A 22,075-nucleotide genomic window follows, 5' to 3' on the forward strand; every position below is an offset into this window, starting at 1 on the left:
AATGAATTAGGGGGATGCTACAATGCGAGCCCCTGAATGTTAACCCCCGGAGCCTTTTGTGTCCTCATTGCCGGTTGCCGCTGTCCTCCCAGAACTGTTATCCGCCCTGCAGCATGCGCCGCAGGTTTTGCTCAATGCGCCGACCGGCGCCGGGAAATCGACCTGGCTGCCGCTGCAGATCCTCGCCGAGGGCCACATCGCGGGACGCATTATCCTGCTGGAGCCGAGGCGCCTGGCGGCGCGTAATGTCGCGCAGCGGCTGGCTGAATTACTTGGCGAAAAGGCGGGGGAGACCGTGGGTTACCGCATGCGCGCCGAAACCTGCGTCGGGCCGCAGACCCGCCTGGAGGTGGTTACGGAGGGGATCCTGACGCGCATGATCCAGCGCGATCCAGAGCTGGCGGGCGTGGGGCTGGTGATCCTCGATGAGTTTCACGAGCGCAGCCTGCAGGCGGATCTGGCCCTGGCCCTGCTGCTCGACGTCCAGCAGGGGTTACGTGACGATCTCAAGCTGCTGATTATGTCGGCGACCCTCGATAACGATCGCCTGCAGCGTCTGCTGCCTGACGCGCCGGTGGTGGTCTCGGAGGGGCGCGCTTATCCGGTGGAGCGTCGCTTCAGCCCGCTCTCCGCGCACCAGCGTTTTGATGAGGCGGTGGCGGTCGCGGCGGCGGATCTCCTGCGGCAGGAACCGGGGTCGATGCTGCTGTTTCTGCCCGGCGTCGGCGAGATCCAGCGCGTTCAGGAACAGCTGACGGAGCGCGTGGCGGAGGATGTCATTCTCTGCCCGCTGTATGGCGCGTTGCCCTTAAGCGAGCAGCGCAAAGCGATCCTTCCGGCGCCAGCCGGAAAGCGCAAAGTGGTGCTGGCCACCAACATTGCCGAGACCAGTCTGACCATCGAGGGGATCCGCCTGGTGGTCGACAGCGCCCAGGAGCGGGTCGCCCGCTTCGACCCGCGCACCGGGCTGACCCGGCTGGTGACGCAGCGCATCAGCCAGGCATCAATGACGCAGCGCGCCGGGCGCGCCGGACGCCTCTCCCCGGGGATCTGCCTGCATTTGCTCGGCAAAGAACAGGCCGAACGGGCGGCGGCGCAGAGCGAACCGGAGATCCTGCACAGCGATCTGTCGGCGCTGCTGCTGGAGCTGCTGCAGTGGGGCTGCCACGATCCGGCCGCCCTGGCCTGGCTGGATCAACCGCCGGCGGTCAACCTGGCCGCTGCGCGCCGCCTGCTGGAGGCGCTGTCGGCGCTGGACGGCGAGCGGCTGTCGGCGTTTGGCCGCAAAATGGCGACCCTTGGCAACGAGCCGCGGCTGGCGGCGATCCTCGAGGAGCCGCCGCGCGGCGGGCTGGTGGATCTGGGCGCTGTCTTTTCCCGCCAGCAGGCCAACTGGCAGCAGCGGGCGCAGCAGCTGATGAAGCGTCTGGCCCGCCGCGGCGGCCAGCCCGATGCCGGAGAAATGGCGGCGCTGCTGGCGTCGGCCTTCGCCGATCGCATCGCTCGTCGCCGCGGCCAGGAGGGGCGCTACCAGCTGGCGAACGGCATGGGCGCGATGCTGGACGCCGACGACGCGCTCGGCCGCCACGAGTGGCTGATCGCTCCGCTGCTGCTGCAGGGCAGCGCCTCGCCGGATGCCCGCATGCTGCTGGCTCTGCCGGTGGATATCGGCGAGCTGATCGCCGCCCGTCCCGAGCTGGCGCAGCGTTCCGACACGGTGGAGTGGGATGAGGCCCAGGGTACCCTGAAAGCCTGGCGGCGGACGGTAATAGGCCAGCTGGTGATCAAGACCCAGCCGCTGGCGAAGCCCTCTGAGGCGGAGCTGCATCAGGCGATGCTCAACGGTATTCGTGAGAAAGGCCTCGGGGTGCTTAACTGGACGCCAGAGGCCGAGCAGCTGCGCCTGCGGCTGCACTGCGCGGCGCAGTGGCTGCCGGAAGAGGCATGGCCCGCGGTGGATGACGCTTCGCTACTGGCTTCGCTGGAGGCATGGCTGTTGCCGCAGATGAACGGCGTCCATTCCCTGCGGGCGCTGAAGGCGCTGGATCTGCGTCAGGCGCTCCAGGACTGGCTGCCGTGGCCGCTGCGCCAGAAGCTGGATCGCGAGCTGCCGACGCACTATACCGTGCCGACCGGCAGTCGTCTGGCGATCCGCTACCATGCGGAAAACCCGCCGGCGCTGGCGGTGCGTATGCAGGAGATGTTCGGCGAAGCCACGAACCCGGTGATCGCCGAGGGGCGAGTGCCGCTGGTGCTGGAGCTGCTGTCGCCCGCCCAGCGTCCACTGCAGATCACCCGCGACCTGAGCGCCTTCTGGCAGGGGAGCTACCGTGAGGTGCAGAAAGAGATGAAGGGACGCTACCCGAAACACGTCTGGCCGGACGATCCGGCCAACACCGCCCCGACCCGCCGTAGCAAAAAATATTCGTAGCCGCCGCTGCCGGGCGGTATCCTGCCCGGCCAGTCGGCTCGTAAACGCTAGACCATCTGCTGCCAGAGAAAAGTGCCCCCTCCCGCCAGCGCCAGCCAGGGGCCAAAGGCCAGCGGCTGCTGTAGCGACTGCCGGGTCCACAGGCGTTGCAGCAGGGTCCATACCAGCCCGCTGGCCGAAGCGAGCAACAGCACCTGCGGCAGAACCTGCCAGCCGCACCAGGCGCCCAGCGCCGCCAGCAGCTTAAAATCGCCATAGCCCAGCGCCTCTTTCCCGGTCAGCAGGCGGAACAGCCAGTACACCGACCACAGCGCCAGATAACCGGCCATCGCCCCGGCGACCGCCTCCGGCAGGGCAATGTACACCTCGTTAAGATTGAACAGCAGCCCGGCCCACAGCAGGGGCAGCGTCAGACGGTCGGGCAGCAGCTGGGTCCGGGCGTCAATCCGCGCCAGTATCAGCAGGAACGAGAGTAGCACCAGCCCGCCCGCCAGCGGCAGGCCCGGCGCGAGCAATGCCCCGGCGAGCATAAACAACAGGCCGGTGGCCAGCTCGGTCAGCGGATAGCTCCACGCGATGCTCGCCTGACAGCAGCGGGCGCGACGGCCCAGCCAGAAGAAGCTGAGCAGCGGGATATTGTCCCGCCAGGCGATCGGCTGGCGGCACTGCGGGCAGGATGATCCCGGGGTGCTGAGGGTTATCCGCTCATCGTCCGCGGTCTGGGTCAGCATGCGCGGCAGACGATAGATCACCACATTGTAAAAGCTGCCCAGCGCCAGACCGAACAGCAGCAGGAAGCCATACCAGACAAGGGGGAAGTGCAGCGATAATGCGGCTAATGTCGTCATTTTTGCTCCTGGTGTAACCATTTTCCCTGTAGCTGCCACGGCGTCGGGCCCGGGGCGTTATTCCCTGTCGGGCGCGTGACCAGCAGTGCCAGCAGCGGCGGCATCCCCTGCCGGGGCTGCAGCGTACCGCGAAACAGATAGCGGCCATCGGGCGACAGGGTTCCCTGGCCGCTGAGGCTCAGCTGATGAGAGTCCTGACGGAGGGTCAGCGCCACGGCGCCGTCTGCCGTGCAGCGGAAGGTGCCATTAACCTGAGCCAGCTCCAGGCTGCCGACCGGGGAGTGCAGTCGGGCCTGCCGCCACAGCGCGCCACCGGCGGTAATTTGCCGACAGCGCCCGTCACTGAACCGCCCTTCGGTGAGGGTGAAGGTGACTTCCCCATCCGCGCTGACCGGCATCGTTGGCATCAACCAGCGGCTGAGCAGGCTGGCGGGAGCGGTGAGCCGCCCCTCCTGCAGGCTCAGTTCGCGCAGGCCCCACAGCCGGGCCTGGCCTTCCACCCCGCGCGGATCGCTGAGCGCGATCTGCCAGCCAGCCAGGGTCAGCGACCACGCCAGTCGTTCAAGCCGTTCGCCATGCCAGTAGATCGGCTGCGCCTCGCCGCGCCAGACGCTGCCGCTGAGGTGGCCCACCTGAACGCCGGGCGGCAGCATGGGGGTCAGCAGGCGCGCCGGAGCCGTGGCGGCGAGCCACAACAGATAGAGCACCAGCAGCAGTCCACCGGCGATCGCTTTAGCTTTCATCGTCGCGCTCCAGCAGCAGATGGTTGACCGTGACCCAGCCGGGCCGCGACGGCTGCCCGGTCACGGACAGCGAAACCGCGTTGACGCCGCGCATCGCCGGGGCGTCCAGCCAGTCGATCAGCGCCTGGAAGGTACAGGGCTGGAGGGTGACCTGCAGACGTTTTCCCTGCGGCTGCAGGCGGACGACGGCCAGCCCGTGGCTCGCCGCCTCGCGCATCACCAGCGCGGTGAGGGCCTCTTTTGCCGCAGGCGTGGGCTGCTGGCTGAGCTGCTGCAGGCGCGGAGCCTGCTCCGTCATCCAGCGCAGGCTGGCCTGTTCTTTCACCAGGGTTTGCCGCCACTGCGCCTCGCGGGCTCGCCAGGGCTGCCACAGTCCATACCAGAGGGCGCAGACCACCAGCAGCCCCGCGAGGCACAGCAGCAGGCGCTGCTCGGACGGTGTGCGCTGCCGCCACCAGATAAGCAGATTAGCCATCGATTTCCTCCAGCGTCAGTTGTCCTTCAATGCCATCCGGTTTCGTGATCATGTCGCCCGGCCGGACGCGAAACCGCGGCTGCGCCCGCTGGGTAAACTGCTCCAGCGCCCGGGAAGAGACCGCGGCGATTTCCAGCTGCAGACGGTTGCCCGCGGCATCCCAGCTCAGCGCCCGCAGACGGATCCCTGGCGTGTCGCTGAGGATGTTTTGCAAGGCGCTGAGGCGATCGACAAGGGGGGCGTGATGCGCCTGACGGGCCAGAGCCTGCAGGTGCTGCTGCATCTGCAGTCGCGGATTAATTACCTTTTTCTCCGCCGGAAACCAGTGGCGATAGAAGGCCCGGCTGGCCTGCTGCGCCGCCTCGGCCTGGCGCGCCAGATCGAGATGGTCCAGCACGCTGTTTGTCCCCACCAGCAGCGCCAGAGCCAGCGCAGCATACCGCGCCGGACGCCAGCTCGCCTGCGCCAGCCGCCGCCGCCGGAGAGCGAACTCCCCCTGCAGCAGACTGAGCTTCAGCGCCGCCGGATGGCGTGCGGCAAGGGTCAGCAATGTCTGCGCAGGTTGCGCCCGCCAGACGCCCGGCGCTTCGGGCGGCGGTGAATAGCTGTCGATGACTGGTTCTTCCGCCTCGCTCTGCAGCAGCTCCGCCAGCCAGGGACTTTCCGCCGCCATGCCGCTCCATGGCTGGTGGCGGATCAGCCACTGCTCGTCCGCCTGCACCGCGCTCCACGCCGGCGGATGCCAGGGCAGGGCCAGCACGTCGGGCGTCAACGCCAGGAGCCTTAAGGAGAGCGACTCGCAGCGGGCCAGCCAGTCGTGCATTTTTTGCCGCTGTACGGCGACGATCTCACACTGGGCCTGCTGGCGGTGGAGCAGAGCAAAATGAGTGGCTTCGACATCGTCGGCCAGTTGCTCTTCCAGCAGAAACGGGGCGACCTGCAGCGGCGGTTTACGCAGGCCCGCTGGCAGGGTGAGCGAGTGAAACGCGCAGTCGCTGGCCGGGATCAGCACCCAGGCAGGGTAATGCGCCGCCAGCGCCGGGAAAGGGCTGGCGTCGTCAGCCGGCCACCGGCCGCTGGCCTCGTGGTGCGGCTCGCCGGGGGCAAAGAGTTGCCAGTGCAGCGGCGCCTGCGTAGCGGCGAGGCGCACGATCAGCATGGCCTGGGGAGAAGCGTTAATCTTATTCATCGACCACCATAGAGAGTCCATATCGCCGCTGGACGACGGTAAAGGTGCGCCCCGATTGTTGCAGGACGCTGTGCAGCTGAAAGCGGAGATTGCCGGTCACCACGGTAAAGGCGGCGATAAAGCGTGTGCTGTGCACCGTCAGCCAGGGACGGGCAAGCGTGGTATCGGTTTTCTGCAGCGTCGGCTGCGCGAGAAAGGCGGCGACGCTGCTCCACCCGGTTCGCGGGCGGTTGTGCAGCAGCTGTTGCGCCTCCTGCAGCGTCAGATCGCCGGGAAAGAGGGCCACCAGCAGGGCAGCCTGGGAGGGGCGCAGGGTGTTGATATTGACCTGCAGCGCGTCATCCGGCTGGACGCAGACGAAGGGGAGCAGGCGCTGGTAGAGCGCGGCGTCCATACCGGCCAGCAGGCGCAGCTCACTGACATCCTGCATCGGCTGGTTGGCGGCGAGATAGCCCGGGGTTTGCGCCATATAGACCTCGTCCTCCGCCCCGTTCAGCCGCGGCAGGCCGTCGCTGTCCGTCCAGTCACCGAGGGCGGCGGCGATCTGGCTGGCGCGCAGCGGCGGCTCGCCGAGCAGCGTCAGCAGCCGGACGAAGACGTCGGTCGGGTAGGGCGTTCCGTCGCCAGCCTCGTCCGCGCGATGGTCAATGGCATTGAGGTTGAAGCAGGCGTGCCCGTCGCGGATCGTCGCGCGGATTTCGCCATCGTCGAGGGTAAAACGGCGCCCCTCCTGCGCCCAGCTTTGCGCCAGGTTCGTTTGACTGGGTGAGTCCAGCGCATCGCGTTGCAGCAGCGCGGCGGCCATATTTTCCGCCGCCAGGGCGTACCATCTGGCCTGCAAATTATCGAGGGTCACGGCGGTATGCTGATACATGACCGCGGTGCGCTCGGTCATGGCGCTGGCGAGGATCATCATCAGGGCTAGGATGAACAGCACCATCAGGAGCGCGACGCCGCGTTGCCGATTTTTCACTGGCTGCCTCCCGGGGTGAGTAAAAACAGGCGGGTTATCTCCCCGCTTTTCGCCAGCGTCAGGGTGATCTCCAGCCCCTGGGGCAGCGTCTGCGAGCGGTCCCAGGTCTCCTGCCAGCGCCCGTCGGCGTAAAACCGCAGGCGAAACGCCGTCACCTCGCGCAGCAGCACCCGGACCGTCGGCTGGCTGCCGGTCAGCGGATCCTGTTGATCGAAGCTCAGCCGTTCAAGCTGCTGCTGGCGCAGACGGTAGCTGACGTTCTGGATCTCCGAGCGCGGCAGGATCCCCAGCGGGTTTGGCCAGCCGCTGCGGCTGAAGGCCAGCCCCCAGTCGTCGCTCTGCAACTGGAAACGTCCGGCGAAGAAAAGCGTGTCGCTGTTTCTGGCGCGACGGGGAATGATGTGCGTGACATCGTCGGCGATCTGGCGAAAGGCGCGCTGGAGGGCGGCGATCTGCTGGCTCTTCTCGCGGGTCAGGCCATCGGCGCGGATGACGTTCTGCAGCACCATCACGGCGGCGGCGCTAAGGACGGCGAGGATAGCCAGCGCCAGCAGCGTTTCAATCAGGGTGAAACCGCGCATTTTCGTTATCATGGCGGCGTCACCCAGGTGCGCAGGGTCGCCAGCGGCGCGGGATCGCTTTTTTGCCGTCGGACCTCCACGTCCAGCGCCCGCAATTGCGGCAGCGCGGTTTCCACCCCTTGCCAGCGAACGAACCAGCGCGTCCCGGCGGCCTCCACGGTGGTTTCGGACCAGCTAAGAGCAGGCCAGCGTTTCTCCAGCCGCAGCTGCACCAGCTGATTATCCGCCAGCCAGCTGGCGAGGATTTTTTCTTCCATACGCCCAAGCTGGCGCGTTTGCTGCAGGGTGGACTGCATCACTGCCAGGCCGGCGAGGGCGAAAATCACCAGCGCGACCATTACTTCGATAAGCGTCATCCCGGCCTCACGTTTCATGGCTGCTCCCGCGCCGCCAGCGGCTGGCTGTCGCCCTGGGCGTCGACGTTGATGCCCGTCGCGGCGTCAATCCGCAGCTGAAACGGCGTGACTTCGCCGCCGGGAAAGATGATCACGTCGGGCTGCTCGCCCGGATCCCACGCCTGGCCATCGGGAAAGCGCAGCGTCAGCCTGGCCCGCGGGAGGCTTTCCGCTGTGGCGACGCGCCCGGCCTGCAGCGGCAGCCACTGCGCGTTGCCCCAGCGGTCGTCGGCCGCCGCCGGAGCGCCTTCATCGGCAGGCTGCAGGCGCATAAACTGCCAGCGGTCAGGGTGGATGACGATCCCGAAAAGCTGGCCGGTTTGCTGCCCGCGCTCGCGGACAAAATCCAGCTGCGCCTGAAAGCGCGCCAGGATCTGCGTGGCCTCCTGGGTGCGGGCGGAGGGGAACGCCAGCAGCACCATGCTGGCGCTGACGCCGATCAGCAGCAGAACCAGCATCATCTCAAGGAGCGTGAAACCGCGCTGAGGCACTATTTCTTCCCGAGCGTCCAGTTGCCGATGTCGTCATTGGTGTCAGGCATCCCGTCAGGACCGACGCTGAAGACATCGATGGCGCCATGCTGACCGGGGCTTAACAGCTGATACTCATTTCCCCACGGGTCCTGCGGCAGACGTCGGATATAGCCGCCTTCCGGATAATTGCGCGCGTGCGGCTCGGCGGTCGGGGCGGTCACCAGCGCCTGCAGCCCCTGCTCGGTGTTCGGATAGCGGCTGTTGTCGAGTTTATACATGTCCAGCGCCCCCTCGAGCGCCACCAGATCGCTGACCACCTTCTGGCGATCTGCTTTCTCTTTGTTGCCCATCAGGTTAGGCACCACCAGGCTGGCGAGGATGCCGAGAATGACGATCCCCACCATAATTTCCAGTAACGTGAAACCGCGTTGCCGTTGCATAGTTTTCTCCATTAATACAATCACATACTCATAAGGGTGTTCAGTTGCAGGATCGGCTGCAGGATGGCCAGCACGATAAACAGCACCATGCCGGCCATGGTGACCACCAGCAGGGGTTCAAACAGACTGAGGGCCATCTGGATCTGCGCGCTCAGCTCCCGGTCCTGGTTCTCCGCTGCGCGCTCCAGCATCGCGGTCAGCTCACCGCTCTGCTCGCCGCTGGCGATCATGTAGCGCATCATCGGGGGAAACAGGGCGGTGGCCTCCAGCGCGCGATGCAGGCTGACGCCTTCGCGTACCGATTCGCTGGCCGTTTCCAGCTGGCTGCGCGCCCAGGCGTTGCTGAGGACGCCGGCGCTGATGCGCATTGACAGCAGCAGCGGCACCGCGCTGGCATTGAGAATGCTTAAGGTGCGGGCGTAGCGCGCACTGTTGACGCTGCGCGCCACGCGCCCGATGACCGGCAGGCGCAGCAGCGCCCGGTCCCAGGCGAGCCGCCGGGCGGGCTGGCGCAGCAGATAGCGTAACGTCAGCAGCGCCAGCAGCGACAGCAGCACCAGCCAGGGCCCCGCGCTGCGTACGATATCGCTCAGGCTCATCAGCAGCCGGGTGGAGAACGGCAGGGCCTGTTTCAGATGCACAAACTGCTCAACGACTTTCGGCACCACGGTGGAGAGCAGAATGGCGATCACGCTGATGGCAACCAGCGTCAGCACGATGGGGTAGATCATCGCCTGCAGCAGGCGGGCGCGAAGCTGCTGGCGCTGCTCGGTATAATCCGCCAGCCGGTTAAGCACGCCGTCGAGATGACCGGAGGTTTCGCCGGCCGCCACCATGGCGCAGAACAGGCCGTCGAAGCAGGTGGGATAGCCGCGCATCGCCTCCGCCAGCGAGTGGCCTTCGAGCACTTTGCCGCGCACCCCGGCCATTAACGTTCTCAACGCCGCCTTTTCACACTGTTGGGCGACGGCATCAAGCGCCTTTTCCAGCGGAATGCCAGCCGCCACCAGGGTGGCCAACTGGCGGGTGAGCAGGGCTAAATCACCGGCGCTGGTGCGCCGGGTGAGCAACTCGCCGCGCCACAGTCGCCGCGCCGGATCGGCGGCCGTCAGCTCCAGGGCCAGCCAGCCCTTGTCGCGCAGCAGCTGGCGGGCGTGGCGGGCGGAGTCGGCCTGTTGAACGCCGCGGCGGGTTTTGCCTTGCGCGTCCAGCGCCTGATAGCGAAACAGGGCCATCTCAGTCGTTTTCCGCCGTTTGCTGTTCGGTGACCCGCATCACCTCCTCCCAGCTGGTGATCCCCGCCAGCGCTTTGTCGCGCCCGGCATGGCGCAGGGTCTGCCAGGTTGGCCCCAGCTGCTGGATCAGGGTGATCTCGTTCTCGCCGCGGTGGATGGCGGCACGCACGCGATCGTCGATTAGCAGCAGCTCATGAATGCCGGTACGCCCGCGATAGCCGGTGAAATTACACTGGGCGCAGCCTGTTGGCTGCCACAGCGGCGTGCCGGTCGGGACCGCCATCTGCCGGGCGGTGTCGGCATCCGCCTGCCTGGGCTGACGACAGTGCGGGCACAGTTGGCGCACCAGCCGCTGCGACATTACCGCCAGCAGCGATGTGGAGAGTAAAAAAGGCTCCACGCCCATATCCTGCAGACGGGAAATAGCGCCCAGCGCGCTGTTGGTGTGCAGGGTCGACAGCACCAGGTGCCCGGTCAGCGAGGCCTGGACGGCGATCTGGGCGGTTTCGCCATCGCGGATTTCCCCTACCAGCACCACGTCGGGGTCCTGGCGCAGTATGGCGCGCAGACCGCGGGCGAAGGTCATCTCGACTTTGGCGTTGACCTGGGTCTGGCCGATGCCCTCCAGCTCATACTCCACCGGATCTTCAATGGTCATGATATTGCGTTCGTGGGCGTCGAGGCGGCTGAGGGCGGCATACAGGGTAGTGCTTTTCCCCGACCCGGTCGGCCCGGTGACCAGAATGATGCCGTGCGGACGGGCGATCAGCGTGTCGACCCGATCGAGCAGGGCGGGCGGCATACCCAGCGTCAGCAGATCCAGGTTGACGCTGTTTTTGTCCAGCAGGCGCAGCACCACGCGTTCGCCGTGGCTGGAGGGCAGGGTGGAGACGCGCACGTCGATCGCCCGGCCGCCGATGCGCAGCGCCATGCGACCATCCTGAGGGACCCGCTTTTCGGCGATATCCAGGCTGGCCATCACCTTGATGCGCGAAATTAACAGCGCGGCCAGCCGCCGCTGCGGGCGCAGAATTTCGCGCAGCACGCCGTCGACGCGAAAGCGGATCTGCAGATGGCGCTCGTAGGTTTCGATATGGATATCTGAGGCTTTCTCTTTGATGGCCTCGGTGAGCATGGCGTTGATCAGGCGGATGATCGGCGCATCGTCCTCGCTGTCGAGCAGATCGTCGGTGTCCGGCAGCTCTTCGGCGAGGGTATAGAGGTCGAGTTCATTGCCGATGTCAGCCATCATGCGGTGCGCTTCCGCCGAGTCGCGCTGATAGCTGAGCACCAGCACTTTCTCGAATGCCTCCGGCGCCAGACGGCTGACGTTCATTGGACCGTCCGCCAGGCGGCGCGCCTCCAGCAGCGCCCGGGCGGTGGTATCGGGGCGGCACAGCGCTTCGCAGCGTTCGCCGTCGCTGAGCAGCACAAGATGGTGCGCACGGGCCCAGGCAAAAGGCAGCAGCGGACGGCGTTCGGCGGCTGGCGTCATGGGCGGCCTCCGAGGTTAAAAGCGTCAATGGCGGCGCTGACCTGGCGGAAGGCCTGGGTCTCCTGTTGCGGATAGATATGCAGCAGGTCGTTGCTGAGCGACGCTTCGTTGCTGTCCTTACCCCGCTGTTTGGTTTGCGCATTGTTGAAGGCGGTGTACTGGCCGGAAGAGGCCTGGCGGTACTCATCGCGATCGCGAATGATCGTCGGGCGGATAAACAGCATCAGATTGCGTTTCGACACTTTCTTGCTCTCGGAGCGGAACAGGGCGCCGATCAGCGGGATGTCGCCGAGCAGCGGCACTTTGTCGGCGGTATCGGTGACGCTTTTATCCAGCAACCCGCCAACCACCACCGTTTCGCCGCTGCCGACCAGTACGGCGTTATTCACCGTCCGGGTATTGAAGGTCGCGCCAAGATCGCTGCTGGTGCTGGAGGCCGAGTCGGCGACGCTCGACACCTCCTGCTCAATCTCCAGCAGTACCGCATCGCCTTCGTTTATTTGCGGCTTCACTTTCAGCTTAATGCCGACGGTTTTACGTTCGACGGTATTGAAGATGTTGTCGCCGGAGGTGGTTTGCGAGCCGGTTAATACCGGAACTTCCTGGCCGACGTTAAACGTGGCTTGCATGTTGTCGAGGGTGACGATGCTGGGGGTGGCCAGAATATCGTTCTTGGTACTGCTGGAGAGGGCGGTCAGCAGCATCGCCCAGTTCCCCTGATAGAAGCCGGCGGCGATACCGTTAAACGAGCCGAGGGCGCTGGCCAGCGAGCTGCTGATGGTACCGTCTTTGTTGTACTGGTTGGCGCCGGCGATAGCCGTCGATATCGGCAAACCGCTGTTGGTGAACTGCGTCATGCCGGCGTTCTTATTGGCCCACTGAATACCGAGGTTAAGGCCGTCGGCATCCTGCACTTCGGCGATAATCGCCTCTACCAGTACCTGTGGGCGGCGGATATCCAGCTGGGCGATCACCCGCTCGAGATCGTTCATGACGTCCGGCGCCGCGGTGACGATCAGGGCGTTGGTCTGGCCGTGGGCTTTGATAATGATGTTTTTGTCGATTGCGGCTACCGGTTTGGCGCTTTGCTTATCGCTCTGCAGCGAGCTGCTGATCCCGGTCAGAACTTCCACCAGATCGGCGGCTTTGGCGTACTTCAGGTAGATCACTTTGGTGTTGCCCTGCACCGCCTGCTGGCGGTCGAGCTGTTTGATCATGGCGATGATGCGCTGGCGCGAGTTCGGTTCGCCGCTCACCAGTACCGCGTTGGTGCGCTCATCGGCCACCACGTTCGCCACCATCGAACCCGGCAGCGCCGACTTACTGGTGTCTTTATTGAGCTCGGTAACCAGTTTGACCACCTCCGCGGCGGAGGCCCAGGAGAGGGGAACGGTGACCACGCTGCGATCCCCGGCGTTGTCGACGCGCTCGACAATGGTCAGCAGGCGTTTGATCACCGCCGCGCGGCCGGTCATCAGCAGTACGTTGGAGGGCTCATAATGGACCACGCTGCCGGCGCCAGCGTTATCGTTCAGCTGGCGGAGCAGCGGCGCCAGATCGCGGGCGGCGACGTTAGTCAGAGGTACCACCCGGGTGACGACCTCATCGCCTTCGCCGGGTGCGGCCGCGCTGGCGACCGGAACGGCTGAGGTTTTAGCATCTTTGGCACGTACCACTTTTAGCACGCCGTTATTCATATTAATCACGGCGAAACCATATACATCCAGTACGCTGAGGAAGAATTGATAATATTGATCTTCATTAAGCATATCGTAACTGCGTACGGTGATGGTGCCGCGTACGCTGGGATCGATAATCACCGTTTTATTCAGGTTTTTGCTGACGGTATTGATAAATTCCTGAATATCGGTGCCTTTAAAACTGGCGGAAAATTCCTCTGCGACGACCGGGCTAAATATAAGTGGTGTTAATACCAGCAGCACAGGCAGCATTTTCCGCAGGCGTTTCATGGTTGGCAATTATTCATCCCCCAGCGCGAAAGCAATATCGTGTCGTTGGCCTTCTCGCTCAACGGTTAGCGTTATTTCGGTCAGTTCGGCCAGGTGTTGCATCGCCTGTTGCGCTTGTTCCTGGTCGCGTAAATCAATGCCATTTAAGGCAATGGCTAAATCATTTTCCTGCAGGCCGGCCTGGCGAAACAGTGAGGCATCTTTGCCTGGGTTTAGGCGATAGCCTTGCAGTTTGTCGCCACTGAGCACGGGCGAAATAGATAAATAAGTGAGGATATTTTGTGGCTGCTCGCGAAGTCGCTTCACGAGGGGAGGACTGGCCACCGCGGCGGCTGACGGCGGCGCCGCGCGGCTGTCGTTAAATAATAAAATGGCCTCCTGGCGCCCCTGATAGTTGACGATAATCCGGTCGGGCAGAATGGCGGCGATCCGCGCATCATATCCCGGGGTGGTATCGCCGACGCTAAGGCTAACTTGCTGTTTTCCTTTCTCAATAATGGCGATAGAACGTGCCGGATTGCTGCTGGCGAGCAGGCCGGTAAGGCGTAACTTCAGACTGGAAACCGGCACCTGATTGAGGTCGGTAGCCTCCGCTGGCGCCGGGATATTTTTTGCCGCCAGACCAAACAGGGTAAATACGGGGCGCACGCTTTTTAATTCCGCTTCTGCCCCTGGAGAAGCAGTTAGTGGCAGGGCGGAAATATCCTCAGGACTGACAGGGAATACCACGCGCCAGGTTAATTTGGCCAGCTGCGGAATGGTAGTTATTAATATGATGAGTGTCACAATTTGAGGTAATAATTTAATTATCCCCTTATTTATATTTGTTAACCTCATCACAGAAATTGGCATCTTTATTCCTTTGCAAATTTATTTTTCTGCACGCTGACGTCATACCCTACCGAAACAGGTAGGTGATTATTGGCTTTTGAATTATTTATTGCCGGAGAATGGCGATAAGCGTGGCGAATTATAATCAGTTTGCGGTTTCCGGTCGTCATTCCCTTTATTGATTTACTCCCCCGGCTTCCTACGCCCCCCTCTCATTTTCAGGGGATGATTGCACCTGCGAAAGCAAAAATATCTAATTAGCGCGCTGTAAAAATATTCATCCTTTCTTACCTTTTATAATTTAATAAGCATATTAGGGACTATCGAATGCTCAGATATACCTGTCATGCCCTATTTCTTGGATCGTTAGTATTATTGAGTGGCTGTGATAACAGCTCTTCCTCTTCCTCTTCCTCTGGCTCACCTGGCGATCCAGGTACTCCCGGCACGCCCGACCCGCAGGATGTCGTCGTCCGTTTACCGGATGTCGCTGTCCCTGGTGAAGCGGTACAAGCTTCCGCCAATCAGGCTGTCATTCATCTTGTCGATATCGCCGGTATTACCAGCAGTACGCCGGTCGACTATGCGACGAAAAACCTCTATTTATGGAACAACGAAACCTGTGATGCGCTGAGCGCACCGGTGGCGGACTGGAATGATGTCAGTACCACGCCAACCGGCAGCGACAAATATGGCCCTTACTGGGTGATCCCGCTGACCAAAGAGAGCGGATGTATCAACGTTATCGTTCGCGATGGCACCGATAAGCTTATCGACAGCGATCTGCGCGTCTCCTTCAGTGATTTTACCGATCGCACGGTATCGGTTATCGCCGGCAACAGCGCGGTCTATGACTCCCGCGCCGACGCCTTCCGCGCCGCCTTTGGCGTGGCGCTGGCCGAGGCGCACTGGGTTGATAAATCCACCCTGCTGTGGCCGGGCGGGGAAAATAAACCGATTGTGCGTCTCTATTACAGTCACAGCAGTAAAGTCGCTGCCGACAGTAACGGCGAATTTACCGATAAATATGTCAAGCTGACCCCCACCACCATCAGCCAGCAGGTAAGCATGCGCTTCCCGCATCTCGCCAGCTATCCAGCCTTTAAGCTGCCGGATGATGTCAACGTCGATGAATTGCTGCAGGGCGAGACGGTGGCGATAGCCGCGGAAAGCGATGGGATCCTGAGCTCCGCCACCCAGGTGCAGACCGCCGGCGTGCTGGACGATACCTATGCCGCCGCCGCCGAGGCGCTGAGCTACGGCGCCCAGCTAACCGATGGCGGCGTAACCTTCCGCGTCTGGGCACCCACAGCGCAGCAGGTTGAGCTGGTGCTCTACAGCGCCGACAAGAAAGTGGTAGCCAGCCATCCGATGACCCGCGACAGCGCCTCCGGCGCCTGGTCCTGGCAGGGGGGAAGCGACCTGAAAGGCGCCTTCTACCGCTACGCGATGACGGTCTACCACCCGCAGTCGCGCAAAGTTGAGCAGTACGAAGTAACCGATCCTTACGCCCACAGTCTGTCGACCAACTCAGAGTACAGCCAGGTGGTCGATCTGAACGACAGCGCGCTGAAGCCGGAAGGCTGGGATGGGCTGACGATGCCGCACGCGCAGAAAACCAAAGCCGATCTGGCGAAAATGACGATTCATGAATCGCATATTCGCGATCTGTCTGCCTGGGATCAAACCGTACCTGCCGAACTGCGCGGTAAGTATCTGGCGCTCACCGCCCAGGAGAGCAATATGGTCCAGCATCTGAAAAAGCTGTCGGATTCAGGGGTGACCCATATTGAACTGCTGCCGGTCTTCGATCTGGCGACGGTCAATGAGTTCAGCGACAAAGTCGCCGATATTCAGCAGCCGTTCAGCCGCCTCTGTGAGGTCAACAGCGCGGTGAAGAGCAGCGAGTTCGCGGGCTATTGCGACAGCGGTTCGACGGTCGAAGAGGTGCTGACTCAGCTGAAGCAGAACGACAGCAAGGATAACCCGCAGGTGCAGGCGTTGAATACGCTGGTGGCGCAGACCGACTCCTATAACTGGGGCTACGATCCGTTCCACTACACGGTGCCGGAAGGTTCGTATGCCACCGACCCGGAAGGCACGGCGCGCATTAAAGAGTTCCGCACCATGATTCAGGCGATCAAGCAGGATCTGGGGATGAACGTTATTATGGACGTGGTGTATAACCACACCAACGCCGCCGGCCCGACTGACCGCACCTCGGTGCTGGATAAGATCGTCCCCTGGTACTATCAGCGCCTGAATGAAACCACCGGCAGCGTGGAATCGGCCACCTGTTGCTCCGACTCGGCGCCAGAGCACCGGATGTTCGCCAAGCTGATCGCTGATTCACTGGCGGTATGGACCACCGATTATAAGATCGATGGCTTCCGCTTCGATCTGATGGGCTACCACCCGAAAGCGCAGATCCTCTCGGCCTGGGAGCGCATTAAAGCGCTGAACCCGGACATTTACTTCTTTGGTGAAGGCTGGGATTCCAACCAGAGCGATCGTTTTGAAATTGCCTCGCAAATCAATCTGAAAGGCACCGGGATCGGCACGTTCTCCGATCGTCTGCGCGACGCTGTGCGCGGCGGCGGGCCGTTCGATTCCGGCGATGCATTGCGCCAGAATCAGGGGGTGGGCAGCGGCGCCGGCGTCCTGCCGAATGAGCTGACCAGCATGACCGACGATCAGGCGCGCCACCTCGCCGATCTGACCCGTCTGGGCATGGCCGGTAACCTTGCGGACTTTGTGCTGATCGACAAAGACGGCGCGGTGAAGAAAGGCAGCGAGATTGACTATAACGGCGCGCCTGGCGGCTATGCGGCTGACCCGACGGAAGTCGTGAACTATGTGTCAAAACACGACAACCAAACGCTGTGGGACATGATCAGCTATAAAGCTGCTCAGGAGGCGGATCTCGATACCCGCGTCCGGATGCAGGCGGTGTCGCTGGCGACGGTGATGCTCGGCCAGGGGATCGCCTTTGACCAGCAGGGCTCAGAGCTGCTGCGCTCTAAATCTTTTACCCGCGATTCGTATGATTCCGGTGACTGGTTTAACCGCGTGGATTACTCCCTGCAGGACAACAACTACAACGTGGGTATGCCGCGCAGCAGCGATGATGGCAGCAACTATGACATTATCGCCCGGGTGAAAGACGCGGTGGCTACTCCGGGTGAAACGGAGCTCAAGCAGATGACCGCGTTTTATCAGGAGCTGACCGCGCTGCGTAAATCGTCCCCGCTGTTTACCCTTGGCGATGGCGCGACGGTGATGAAGCGCGTGGACTTCCGCAATACCGGCGCCGATCAGCAAACCGGTCTGCTGGTGATGACCATTGATGACGGGATGCAGGCTGGGGCCAGTCTGGACAGCCGCGTCGACGGCATTGTGGTGGCGATCAACGCCGCACCGGAAAGCCGGACGTTGCAGGACTTCGCCGGAACATCGCTGCAGCTGAGCGCCATCCAGCAGGCGGCAGGCGACCGTTCGCTGGCGAGCGGCGTGCAGGTTGCCGCTGACGGCTCGGTCACGCTGCCGGCCTGGTCGGTCGCTGTTCTCGAGCTGCCACAGGGGGAATCGCAGGGCGCTGGCCTGCCGGTGAGCAGTAAATAACATAACGTGGGGCGCCCGTAAGGGCGCCTCTGGCTGATGACAAACCTGTTTCGTTATTGTGCTCGCCTTTCTGCCGGGTGGCGGCTTACGCCTTACCCGGCCTACGAAAGACTGCAATATCAAACAGTTATGCAGTTAACTGGCGGCCCGCGCAAGCGTAGCGCCGCCGGGCAATCCCTGAAGATTGCACGTTGTCAGCAGTCTGGGGTGTCCGTAAGGGCGCCTTCTCGTTATCGTGAGGGAACAGGAGACCGTTGTGATTGTTCGTGATGACAGTGAAAGAGGGCTCCCGCCGCTGGTGGCGCATCAGCCGCCGTCGGCGCTGGCTGACGCGCCGGTGATCCGCGGCCGGATGGTGCAGATCCCTGGCTGGATCCTCCCGCTGTACGCCGGATTATTTATCGCCCTCGGCTGGTTTGGCGGCGAGCAGTGGCGCCATCCGTCACCGCCGCAAACGCTGCCCTTGCCGGTAGCCCATGCGGCGCTTCTGCCGTTAACCGCCGCCGAGGATAGCGCGGCAAAAACGCCGCCACCGGCGGTTAAACTCACCCCCAGCGCGCCCGCGACGCCGGTGGTGGACAGCGATACGCTGCCGCCTCTGCGCTACAGCGCCCATGTCTACGCCTCGGTGGCGGAAAAACGCAGCATTGTGTTAAACGGCAAAGCGTGGTCGGAGGGCGATTCCCCGCTGCCCAATCTGGTGGTGGAGCAGATCCAGCAGGATGTGACGATCTTCAGCTTCAACGGCGTGACCTTTACCCTGGCGGCGCTGGAGGACTGGCCCGGCGGAAAAATTGACGAGGAACCGAAAGGGGAATAAAAGCGCGCACAATAACAGGCGCGTTGAGGATATTTCGCTTAGTCGCCGCGCAGGCTGGCAATAAAGGGAGCCAGCTGGCGATTAAATTGACTGCACTGCGTGGCTTCCGGAGTGCTGTCCTGTAAAAGCTGTTGGTAAAGCCGGTCGCTATTTTGGCTTAACGTCGCCACGTCAATATTTCCCCATCCGCGCGCTTTACCGACATTCACCGCCGCCCGATATATCGTTTCATCGGCGGGGAGATCGCTACGATTACATTTATTCTTGAGATAGCGCGTTCCTGCCGCCACGGACGAGAGCTGCTCCAGCTGCGCCTGGCTGCTGATGGCCGGGCTGAGCGTTGAGGCGGGTTTTTGTTGGCAGCCAGAGAGAAGGGCTACCACGCAAAGCGGAAATATAAGCGGAATACGCATCATAGAGTAATCAAAATAATGAATCACTGGCCGCTAGTTTAACAAATATTTCCCCGGTGTCATCATAAAATATTATTCTGCATAAATGTTAACAGCCTCTCATTTTTATCAGCGGAAAGCCGCTTAATCGACTTTACTTCTTTCAATAATAAACGTTGGCCCCGGGAAAATATATTTTCATCCGCGGATGATGCCACTGCGTTGACCGGAAGGGATCACGCCGTTTTTTATGTTATTAAAAAACATACTCTTTCCCATCTTGTTACGTGCGCAGGCGGTAAAATGCTGGTTAAGAATGTCGCATTTTAGTGCTATCCTGTATGCCCTGAACATTACGTGCTATGTTCTGACTTATTCTGCTGATGATGCGTTTAACACAATGATTTTATGGTGAATTTTTATTGTTAGTATCATGTGACACGAAGCAAACCAACCCCCTGAAAGGCTGGCGGCGCGTTCTGCCAGCCAGCAGGTTGTCGTCCGAAGGATAAGCAGCCTGGACGTTAATTTGAGAGATTTCTTCTTCCTCTGAACAGAGGAAGTATTGAGAATCAGGCCTTTGCGCCTGAACGTTGCGGAGAAAAAGCATGGCGGGAGATGACCGCGAGCCTATCGGACGTAAGGGAAGACCCTCACGTCCGGCAAAACAAAAAGTCACCCGTCGCCGGGTTCGGGAAGAGGACTACGACGACGAATATGATGACGATGATTATGAGGATGAGAAACCGGTGCCGCGAAAATCTAAAGGCAAAGGGGGCAAGCCTCGTCGGAAGCGCAGCTGGCTGTGGCTGCTGGTTAAGCTGGGGATTGTCTTCGCGGTGCTGATTGCCGCCTATGGCGTCTACCTCGATCAGAAAATCCGCAGTCGCATTGACGGTAAAGTCTGGGAGCTGCCGGCCGCGGTCTATGGCCGGATGGTGAACCTTGAGCCGGACATGCAGATCAGCAAAAACGAAATGGTGCGTCTGCTGAACGCCACCCAGTATCGTCAGGTCAGCGCGATGACGCGTCCGGGCGAATACACCGTGCAGGCTAACAGCATCGAGATGATCCGTCGTCCGTTTGATTTCCCGGACAGTAAAGAAGGGCAGGTGCGCGCGCGTCTGACCTTCGACGGCGACCATCTGGAAACTATCGAGAATATGGATAATAACCGCCAGTTCGGTTTCTTCCGTCTCGATCCGCGGCTTATCACCATGCTGCAATCGCCGAACGGCGAGCAGCGCCTGTTCGTGAAGCGCAGCGGCTTCCCCGACCTGCTGGTGGATACCCTGCTGGCGACCGAAGACCGCCACTTCTACGAGCACGATGGCATCAGCCTCTATTCCATCGGCCGTGCGGTGCTGGCGAACCTGACGGCGGGCCGGACGGTGCAGGGGGCGAGTACCCTGACTCAGCAGCTGGTGAAAAACCTGTTCCTCTCCAGCGAACGCTCCTACTGGCGTAAAGCCAATGAAGCGTATATGGCGCTGATCGTCGATGCCCGCTACAGCAAGGATCGCATCCTTGAGCTGTATATGAACGAGGTGTACCTCGGTCAGAGCGGCGATAACGAAATTCGCGGCTTCCCGCTGGCCAGTCTGTACTACTTTGGCCGTCCGGTGGAAGAGCTGAGCCTCGATCAGCAGGCGCTGCTGGTGGGGATGGTGAAGGGGGCCTCGGTATATAACCCGTGGCGCAACCCGAAGCTGGCCCTGGAGCGACGCAATCTGGTGCTGCGTCTGCTGCAACAGCAGCAGGTTATCGACCAGGAGCTGTACGATATGCTGAGCGCCCGTCCGCTGGGCGTGCAGCCGCGCGGTGGGGTGATTTCACCGCAGCCGGCGTTTATGCAGATGGTGCGCCAGGAGCTGCAGGCGAAGCTGGGCGATAAAGTCAAAGATCTCTCCGGCGTGAAGATCTTCACTACCTTCGACTCGGTGGCCCAGGATGCGGCGGAAAAAGCGGCCTCCGAAGGGATCCCGGTACTGAAGAAACAGCGCAAACTGGCAGATCTGGAAACCGCCATGGTGGTGGTGGACCGCTTTACCGGCGAAGTGCGGGCGATGGTCGGCGGCGCGGAGCCACAGTTCGCGGGGTACAACCGCGCGATGCAGGCCCGCCGGTCGATTGGTTCTCTGGCTAAGCCAGCAACCTATCTGACCGCGCTGAGCCAGCCGAATCAATATCGCCTGAATACCTGGATCGCCGATGCGCCGGTGACCATTCGCCTGTCCAACGGCCAGACGTGGTCGCCGCAGAACGACGATCGTCGCTTCAGCGGCCAGGTCATGCTGGTGGATGCCCTGACCCGCTCGATGAACGTGCCGACGGTTAACCTCGGGATGGCGCTGGGCTTGCCGGCGGTGGTTGATACCTGGACGAAGCTGGGGGCGCCGAAGAATCAGCTTAACGCGGTGCCGTCGATGCTGCTGGGTGCGCTGAACCTGACACCGATTGAAGTGGCCCAGGCCTTCCAGACGATCGCCAGCGGTGGTAACCGTGCGCCGCTGTCCGCCCTGCGGTCAGTAATTGCTGAAGATGGTACCGTGCTCTATCAGAGCTATCCACAGGCAGAGCGCGCCGTGCCTGCCCAGGCGGCTTACATGACGCTGTGGACCATGCAGCAGGTGGTGCAGCGCGGGACGGGGCGTCAGCTGGGCGCGAAGTATCCTGGCCTGCATCTGGCGGGGAAAACCGGGACCACCAACAATAACGTCGATACCTGGTTCGCCGGCATCGACGGTAGCCAGGTGACTATCACCTGGGTGGGACGCGATAACAACCAGCCGACCAAACTGTACGGCGCCAGCGGTGCGATGTCGATTTACCAGCGCTATCTGGCGAACCAGACGCCGACGCCGCTGGTATTGACGGCGCCGGAAGATGTCGTCGACATGGGCGTGGACAGTAATGGCAACTTCGTCTGCAGCGGCGGTATGCGTTCGCTGCCGGTCTGGACCACGCAGCCGGATGCGCTGTGTCGTCAGGGCGAGATGATGCAGCAGCAGCAGTTGCAGCAGCAGGAAGCGAACAACCCGTTCAATCAGTCCGGGCAGCAGCAGCCGCAGCAACAACAACAGCAGCAACAGCCGCCGAAGCAGCAGGAAAAGAGCGACGGTGTGGCGGGCTGGATCAAGGATATGTTCGGCAGCAACTGATT

General features: G+C 62.2%; 20 protein-coding genes. 4 read left to right on the forward strand and 16 right to left on the reverse strand.

Going from position 1 to position 22,075, the window contains the following annotated elements; all coding sequences use genetic code 11:
• The first annotated feature begins 58 nt into the window (after nucleotides 1–58).
• Nucleotides 59–2,431: an ATP-dependent helicase HrpB gene (gene hrpB, locus ACKLKD_RS14420; protein ID WP_087805064.1), complete on the forward strand. Its 2,373-nt coding sequence runs from the start codon at nucleotides 59–61 to the stop codon at nucleotides 2,429–2,431.
• Nucleotides 2,432–2,478: 47 nt separating this feature from the next.
• Here hrpB and ACKLKD_RS14425 read toward each other — a convergent pair whose 3' ends face one another.
• Genes ACKLKD_RS14425 through ACKLKD_RS14490 form a run of 14 tightly spaced genes read right to left on the reverse strand, consistent with a single transcriptional unit; the run spans nucleotide 2,479 to nucleotide 14,222 of the window.
• Nucleotides 2,479–3,279, reverse strand: a complete 801-nt coding sequence (locus tag ACKLKD_RS14425; RefSeq protein WP_087805062.1) for a prepilin peptidase — start codon at nucleotides 3,277–3,279, stop codon at nucleotides 2,479–2,481.
• Nucleotides 3,276–4,022 carry a type II secretion system protein N gene (locus tag ACKLKD_RS14430; RefSeq protein WP_025714373.1) on the reverse strand — a complete coding sequence of 249 codons (747 nt, stop codon included), beginning with the start codon at nucleotides 4,020–4,022 and terminating at the stop codon, nucleotides 3,276–3,278. The genes ACKLKD_RS14425 and ACKLKD_RS14430 overlap by 4 nt, the downstream gene beginning before the upstream one ends.
• The gene (locus tag ACKLKD_RS14435; RefSeq protein WP_025714374.1) at nucleotides 4,012–4,497 is read right to left on the reverse strand and encodes a type II secretion system protein M; all 486 of its coding nucleotides are present in this window, start codon (nucleotides 4,495–4,497) and stop codon (nucleotides 4,012–4,014) included. Before ACKLKD_RS14435 ends, ACKLKD_RS14430 begins: the two co-directional genes overlap by 11 nt.
• The gene (gene gspL / locus ACKLKD_RS14440) at nucleotides 4,490–5,686 is read right to left on the reverse strand and encodes a type II secretion system protein GspL (RefSeq protein WP_087805060.1); all 1,197 of its coding nucleotides are present in this window, start codon (nucleotides 5,684–5,686) and stop codon (nucleotides 4,490–4,492) included. The genes ACKLKD_RS14435 and gspL overlap by 8 nt, the downstream gene beginning before the upstream one ends.
• Entirely contained in the window at nucleotides 5,679–6,659 is a 981-nt protein-coding gene (gene gspK, locus ACKLKD_RS14445) for a type II secretion system minor pseudopilin GspK (protein ID WP_025714376.1), read from the reverse strand. Before gspK ends, gspL begins: the two co-directional genes overlap by 8 nt.
• Nucleotides 6,656–7,252: a type II secretion system minor pseudopilin GspJ gene (gene gspJ, locus ACKLKD_RS14450; RefSeq protein WP_087805058.1), complete on the reverse strand. Its 597-nt coding sequence runs from the start codon at nucleotides 7,250–7,252 to the stop codon at nucleotides 6,656–6,658. Before gspJ ends, gspK begins: the two co-directional genes overlap by 4 nt.
• Nucleotides 7,249–7,614: a type II secretion system minor pseudopilin GspI gene (gene gspI, locus ACKLKD_RS14455; RefSeq protein ID WP_002889025.1), complete on the reverse strand. Its 366-nt coding sequence runs from the start codon at nucleotides 7,612–7,614 to the stop codon at nucleotides 7,249–7,251. Before gspI ends, gspJ begins: the two co-directional genes overlap by 4 nt.
• Nucleotides 7,611–8,126 (reverse strand): type II secretion system minor pseudopilin GspH, encoded by a 516-nt coding sequence (gspH, locus tag ACKLKD_RS14460; protein ID WP_087805056.1) that lies wholly within the window; start codon nucleotides 8,124–8,126, stop codon nucleotides 7,611–7,613. The genes gspI and gspH overlap by 4 nt, the downstream gene beginning before the upstream one ends.
• Nucleotides 8,126–8,548, reverse strand: coding sequence for a type II secretion system major pseudopilin GspG (gene gspG, locus ACKLKD_RS14465; protein WP_087805054.1), 423 nt, complete (start codon nucleotides 8,546–8,548; stop codon nucleotides 8,126–8,128). Before gspG ends, gspH begins: the two co-directional genes overlap by 1 nt.
• 20 nt (nucleotides 8,549–8,568) lie before the next feature.
• Entirely contained in the window at nucleotides 8,569–9,783 is a 1,215-nt protein-coding gene (gene gspF, locus ACKLKD_RS14470; protein WP_025714380.1) for a type II secretion system inner membrane protein GspF, read from the reverse strand.
• Nucleotide 9,784: 1 nt separating this feature from the next.
• A complete protein-coding gene (gene gspE, locus ACKLKD_RS14475) occupies nucleotides 9,785–11,278 on the reverse strand; it encodes a type II secretion system ATPase GspE (RefSeq protein WP_087805053.1) in 1,494 nt (497 codons plus the stop codon).
• Nucleotides 11,275–13,248: a GspD family T2SS secretin variant PulD gene (pulD, locus tag ACKLKD_RS14480; RefSeq protein WP_087805051.1), complete on the reverse strand. Its 1,974-nt coding sequence runs from the start codon at nucleotides 13,246–13,248 to the stop codon at nucleotides 11,275–11,277. Before pulD ends, gspE begins: the two co-directional genes overlap by 4 nt.
• Before the next feature lie 9 nt (nucleotides 13,249–13,257).
• Nucleotides 13,258–14,100, reverse strand: a complete 843-nt coding sequence (gene gspC / locus ACKLKD_RS14485; RefSeq protein ID WP_087805050.1) for a type II secretion system protein GspC — start codon at nucleotides 14,098–14,100, stop codon at nucleotides 13,258–13,260.
• 2 nt (nucleotides 14,101–14,102) lie between these two features.
• Nucleotides 14,103–14,222, reverse strand: coding sequence for a hypothetical protein (locus ACKLKD_RS14490; RefSeq protein ID WP_042929856.1), 120 nt, complete (start codon nucleotides 14,220–14,222; stop codon nucleotides 14,103–14,105).
• A gap of 184 nt (nucleotides 14,223–14,406) precedes the next feature.
• On the opposite strand from ACKLKD_RS14490, the gene pulA reads away from it, so the two are divergent.
• Both pulA and gspB read left to right on the forward strand, forming a co-directional pair.
• Complete coding sequence (gene pulA / locus ACKLKD_RS14495; protein WP_087805048.1) at nucleotides 14,407–17,700, forward strand: pullulanase-type alpha-1,6-glucosidase; 3,294 nt, start codon at nucleotides 14,407–14,409, stop codon at nucleotides 17,698–17,700.
• Between the two features lie 256 nt (nucleotides 17,701–17,956).
• Entirely contained in the window at nucleotides 17,957–18,520 is a 564-nt protein-coding gene (gene gspB / locus ACKLKD_RS14500; protein ID WP_080897877.1) for a type II secretion system assembly factor GspB, read from the forward strand.
• Between the two features lie 38 nt (nucleotides 18,521–18,558).
• Here gspB and gspS read toward each other — a convergent pair whose 3' ends face one another.
• Nucleotides 18,559–18,933: a type II secretion system pilot lipoprotein GspS gene (gene gspS / locus ACKLKD_RS14505; RefSeq protein WP_042929858.1), complete on the reverse strand. Its 375-nt coding sequence runs from the start codon at nucleotides 18,931–18,933 to the stop codon at nucleotides 18,559–18,561.
• 62 nt (nucleotides 18,934–18,995) lie between these two features.
• Entirely contained in the window at nucleotides 18,996–19,130 is a 135-nt protein-coding gene (locus ACKLKD_RS14510) for a hypothetical protein (RefSeq protein WP_042929853.1), read from the reverse strand.
• A 390-nt stretch (nucleotides 19,131–19,520) separates the two neighbouring features.
• Here ACKLKD_RS14510 and mrcB point away from each other — a divergent pair, with 390 nt between their 5' ends.
• Complete coding sequence (mrcB, locus tag ACKLKD_RS14515) at nucleotides 19,521–22,073, forward strand: bifunctional glycosyl transferase/transpeptidase (RefSeq protein ID WP_080897878.1); 2,553 nt, start codon at nucleotides 19,521–19,523, stop codon at nucleotides 22,071–22,073.
• Nucleotides 22,074–22,075 lie beyond the last annotated feature (2 nt).

This window comes from Klebsiella sp. 10982 (assembly GCF_048589245.1).
Lineage (GTDB): Bacteria > Pseudomonadota > Gammaproteobacteria > Enterobacterales > Enterobacteriaceae > Klebsiella > Klebsiella quasivariicola.

Coding starts and splice junctions, on each gene's coding strand:
- ACKLKD_RS14435 (WP_025714374.1), bottom strand. CDS start 4,497: ATGGCTAATCTGCTTATCTGGTGGCGGCAGCGCACACCGTCCGAGCAG.
- mrcB (WP_080897878.1), top strand. CDS start 19,521: ATGGCGGGAGATGACCGCGAGCCTATCGGACGTAAGGGAAGACCCTCA.
- gspF (WP_025714380.1), bottom strand. CDS start 9,783: ATGGCCCTGTTTCGCTATCAGGCGCTGGACGCGCAAGGCAAAACCCGC.
- pulA (WP_087805048.1), top strand. CDS start 14,407: ATGCTCAGATATACCTGTCATGCCCTATTTCTTGGATCGTTAGTATTA.
- gspG (WP_087805054.1), bottom strand. CDS start 8,548: ATGCAACGGCAACGCGGTTTCACGTTACTGGAAATTATGGTGGGGATC.
- gspE (WP_087805053.1), bottom strand. CDS start 11,278: ATGACGCCAGCCGCCGAACGCCGTCCGCTGCTGCCTTTTGCCTGGGCC.
- gspJ (WP_087805058.1), bottom strand. CDS start 7,252: ATGATAACGAAAATGCGCGGTTTCACCCTGATTGAAACGCTGCTGGCG.
- gspS (WP_042929858.1), bottom strand. CDS start 18,933: ATGCGTATTCCGCTTATATTTCCGCTTTGCGTGGTAGCCCTTCTCTCT.
- pulD (WP_087805051.1), bottom strand. CDS start 13,248: ATGAAACGCCTGCGGAAAATGCTGCCTGTGCTGCTGGTATTAACACCA.
- gspC (WP_087805050.1), bottom strand. CDS start 14,100: ATGCCAATTTCTGTGATGAGGTTAACAAATATAAATAAGGGGATAATT.
- gspL (WP_087805060.1), bottom strand. CDS start 5,686: ATGAATAAGATTAACGCTTCTCCCCAGGCCATGCTGATCGTGCGCCTC.
- gspI (WP_002889025.1), bottom strand. CDS start 7,614: ATGAAACGTGAGGCCGGGATGACGCTTATCGAAGTAATGGTCGCGCTG.
- ACKLKD_RS14425 (WP_087805062.1), bottom strand. CDS start 3,279: ATGACGACATTAGCCGCATTATCGCTGCACTTCCCCCTTGTCTGGTAT.
- ACKLKD_RS14430 (WP_025714373.1), bottom strand. CDS start 4,022: ATGAAAGCTAAAGCGATCGCCGGTGGACTGCTGCTGGTGCTCTATCTG.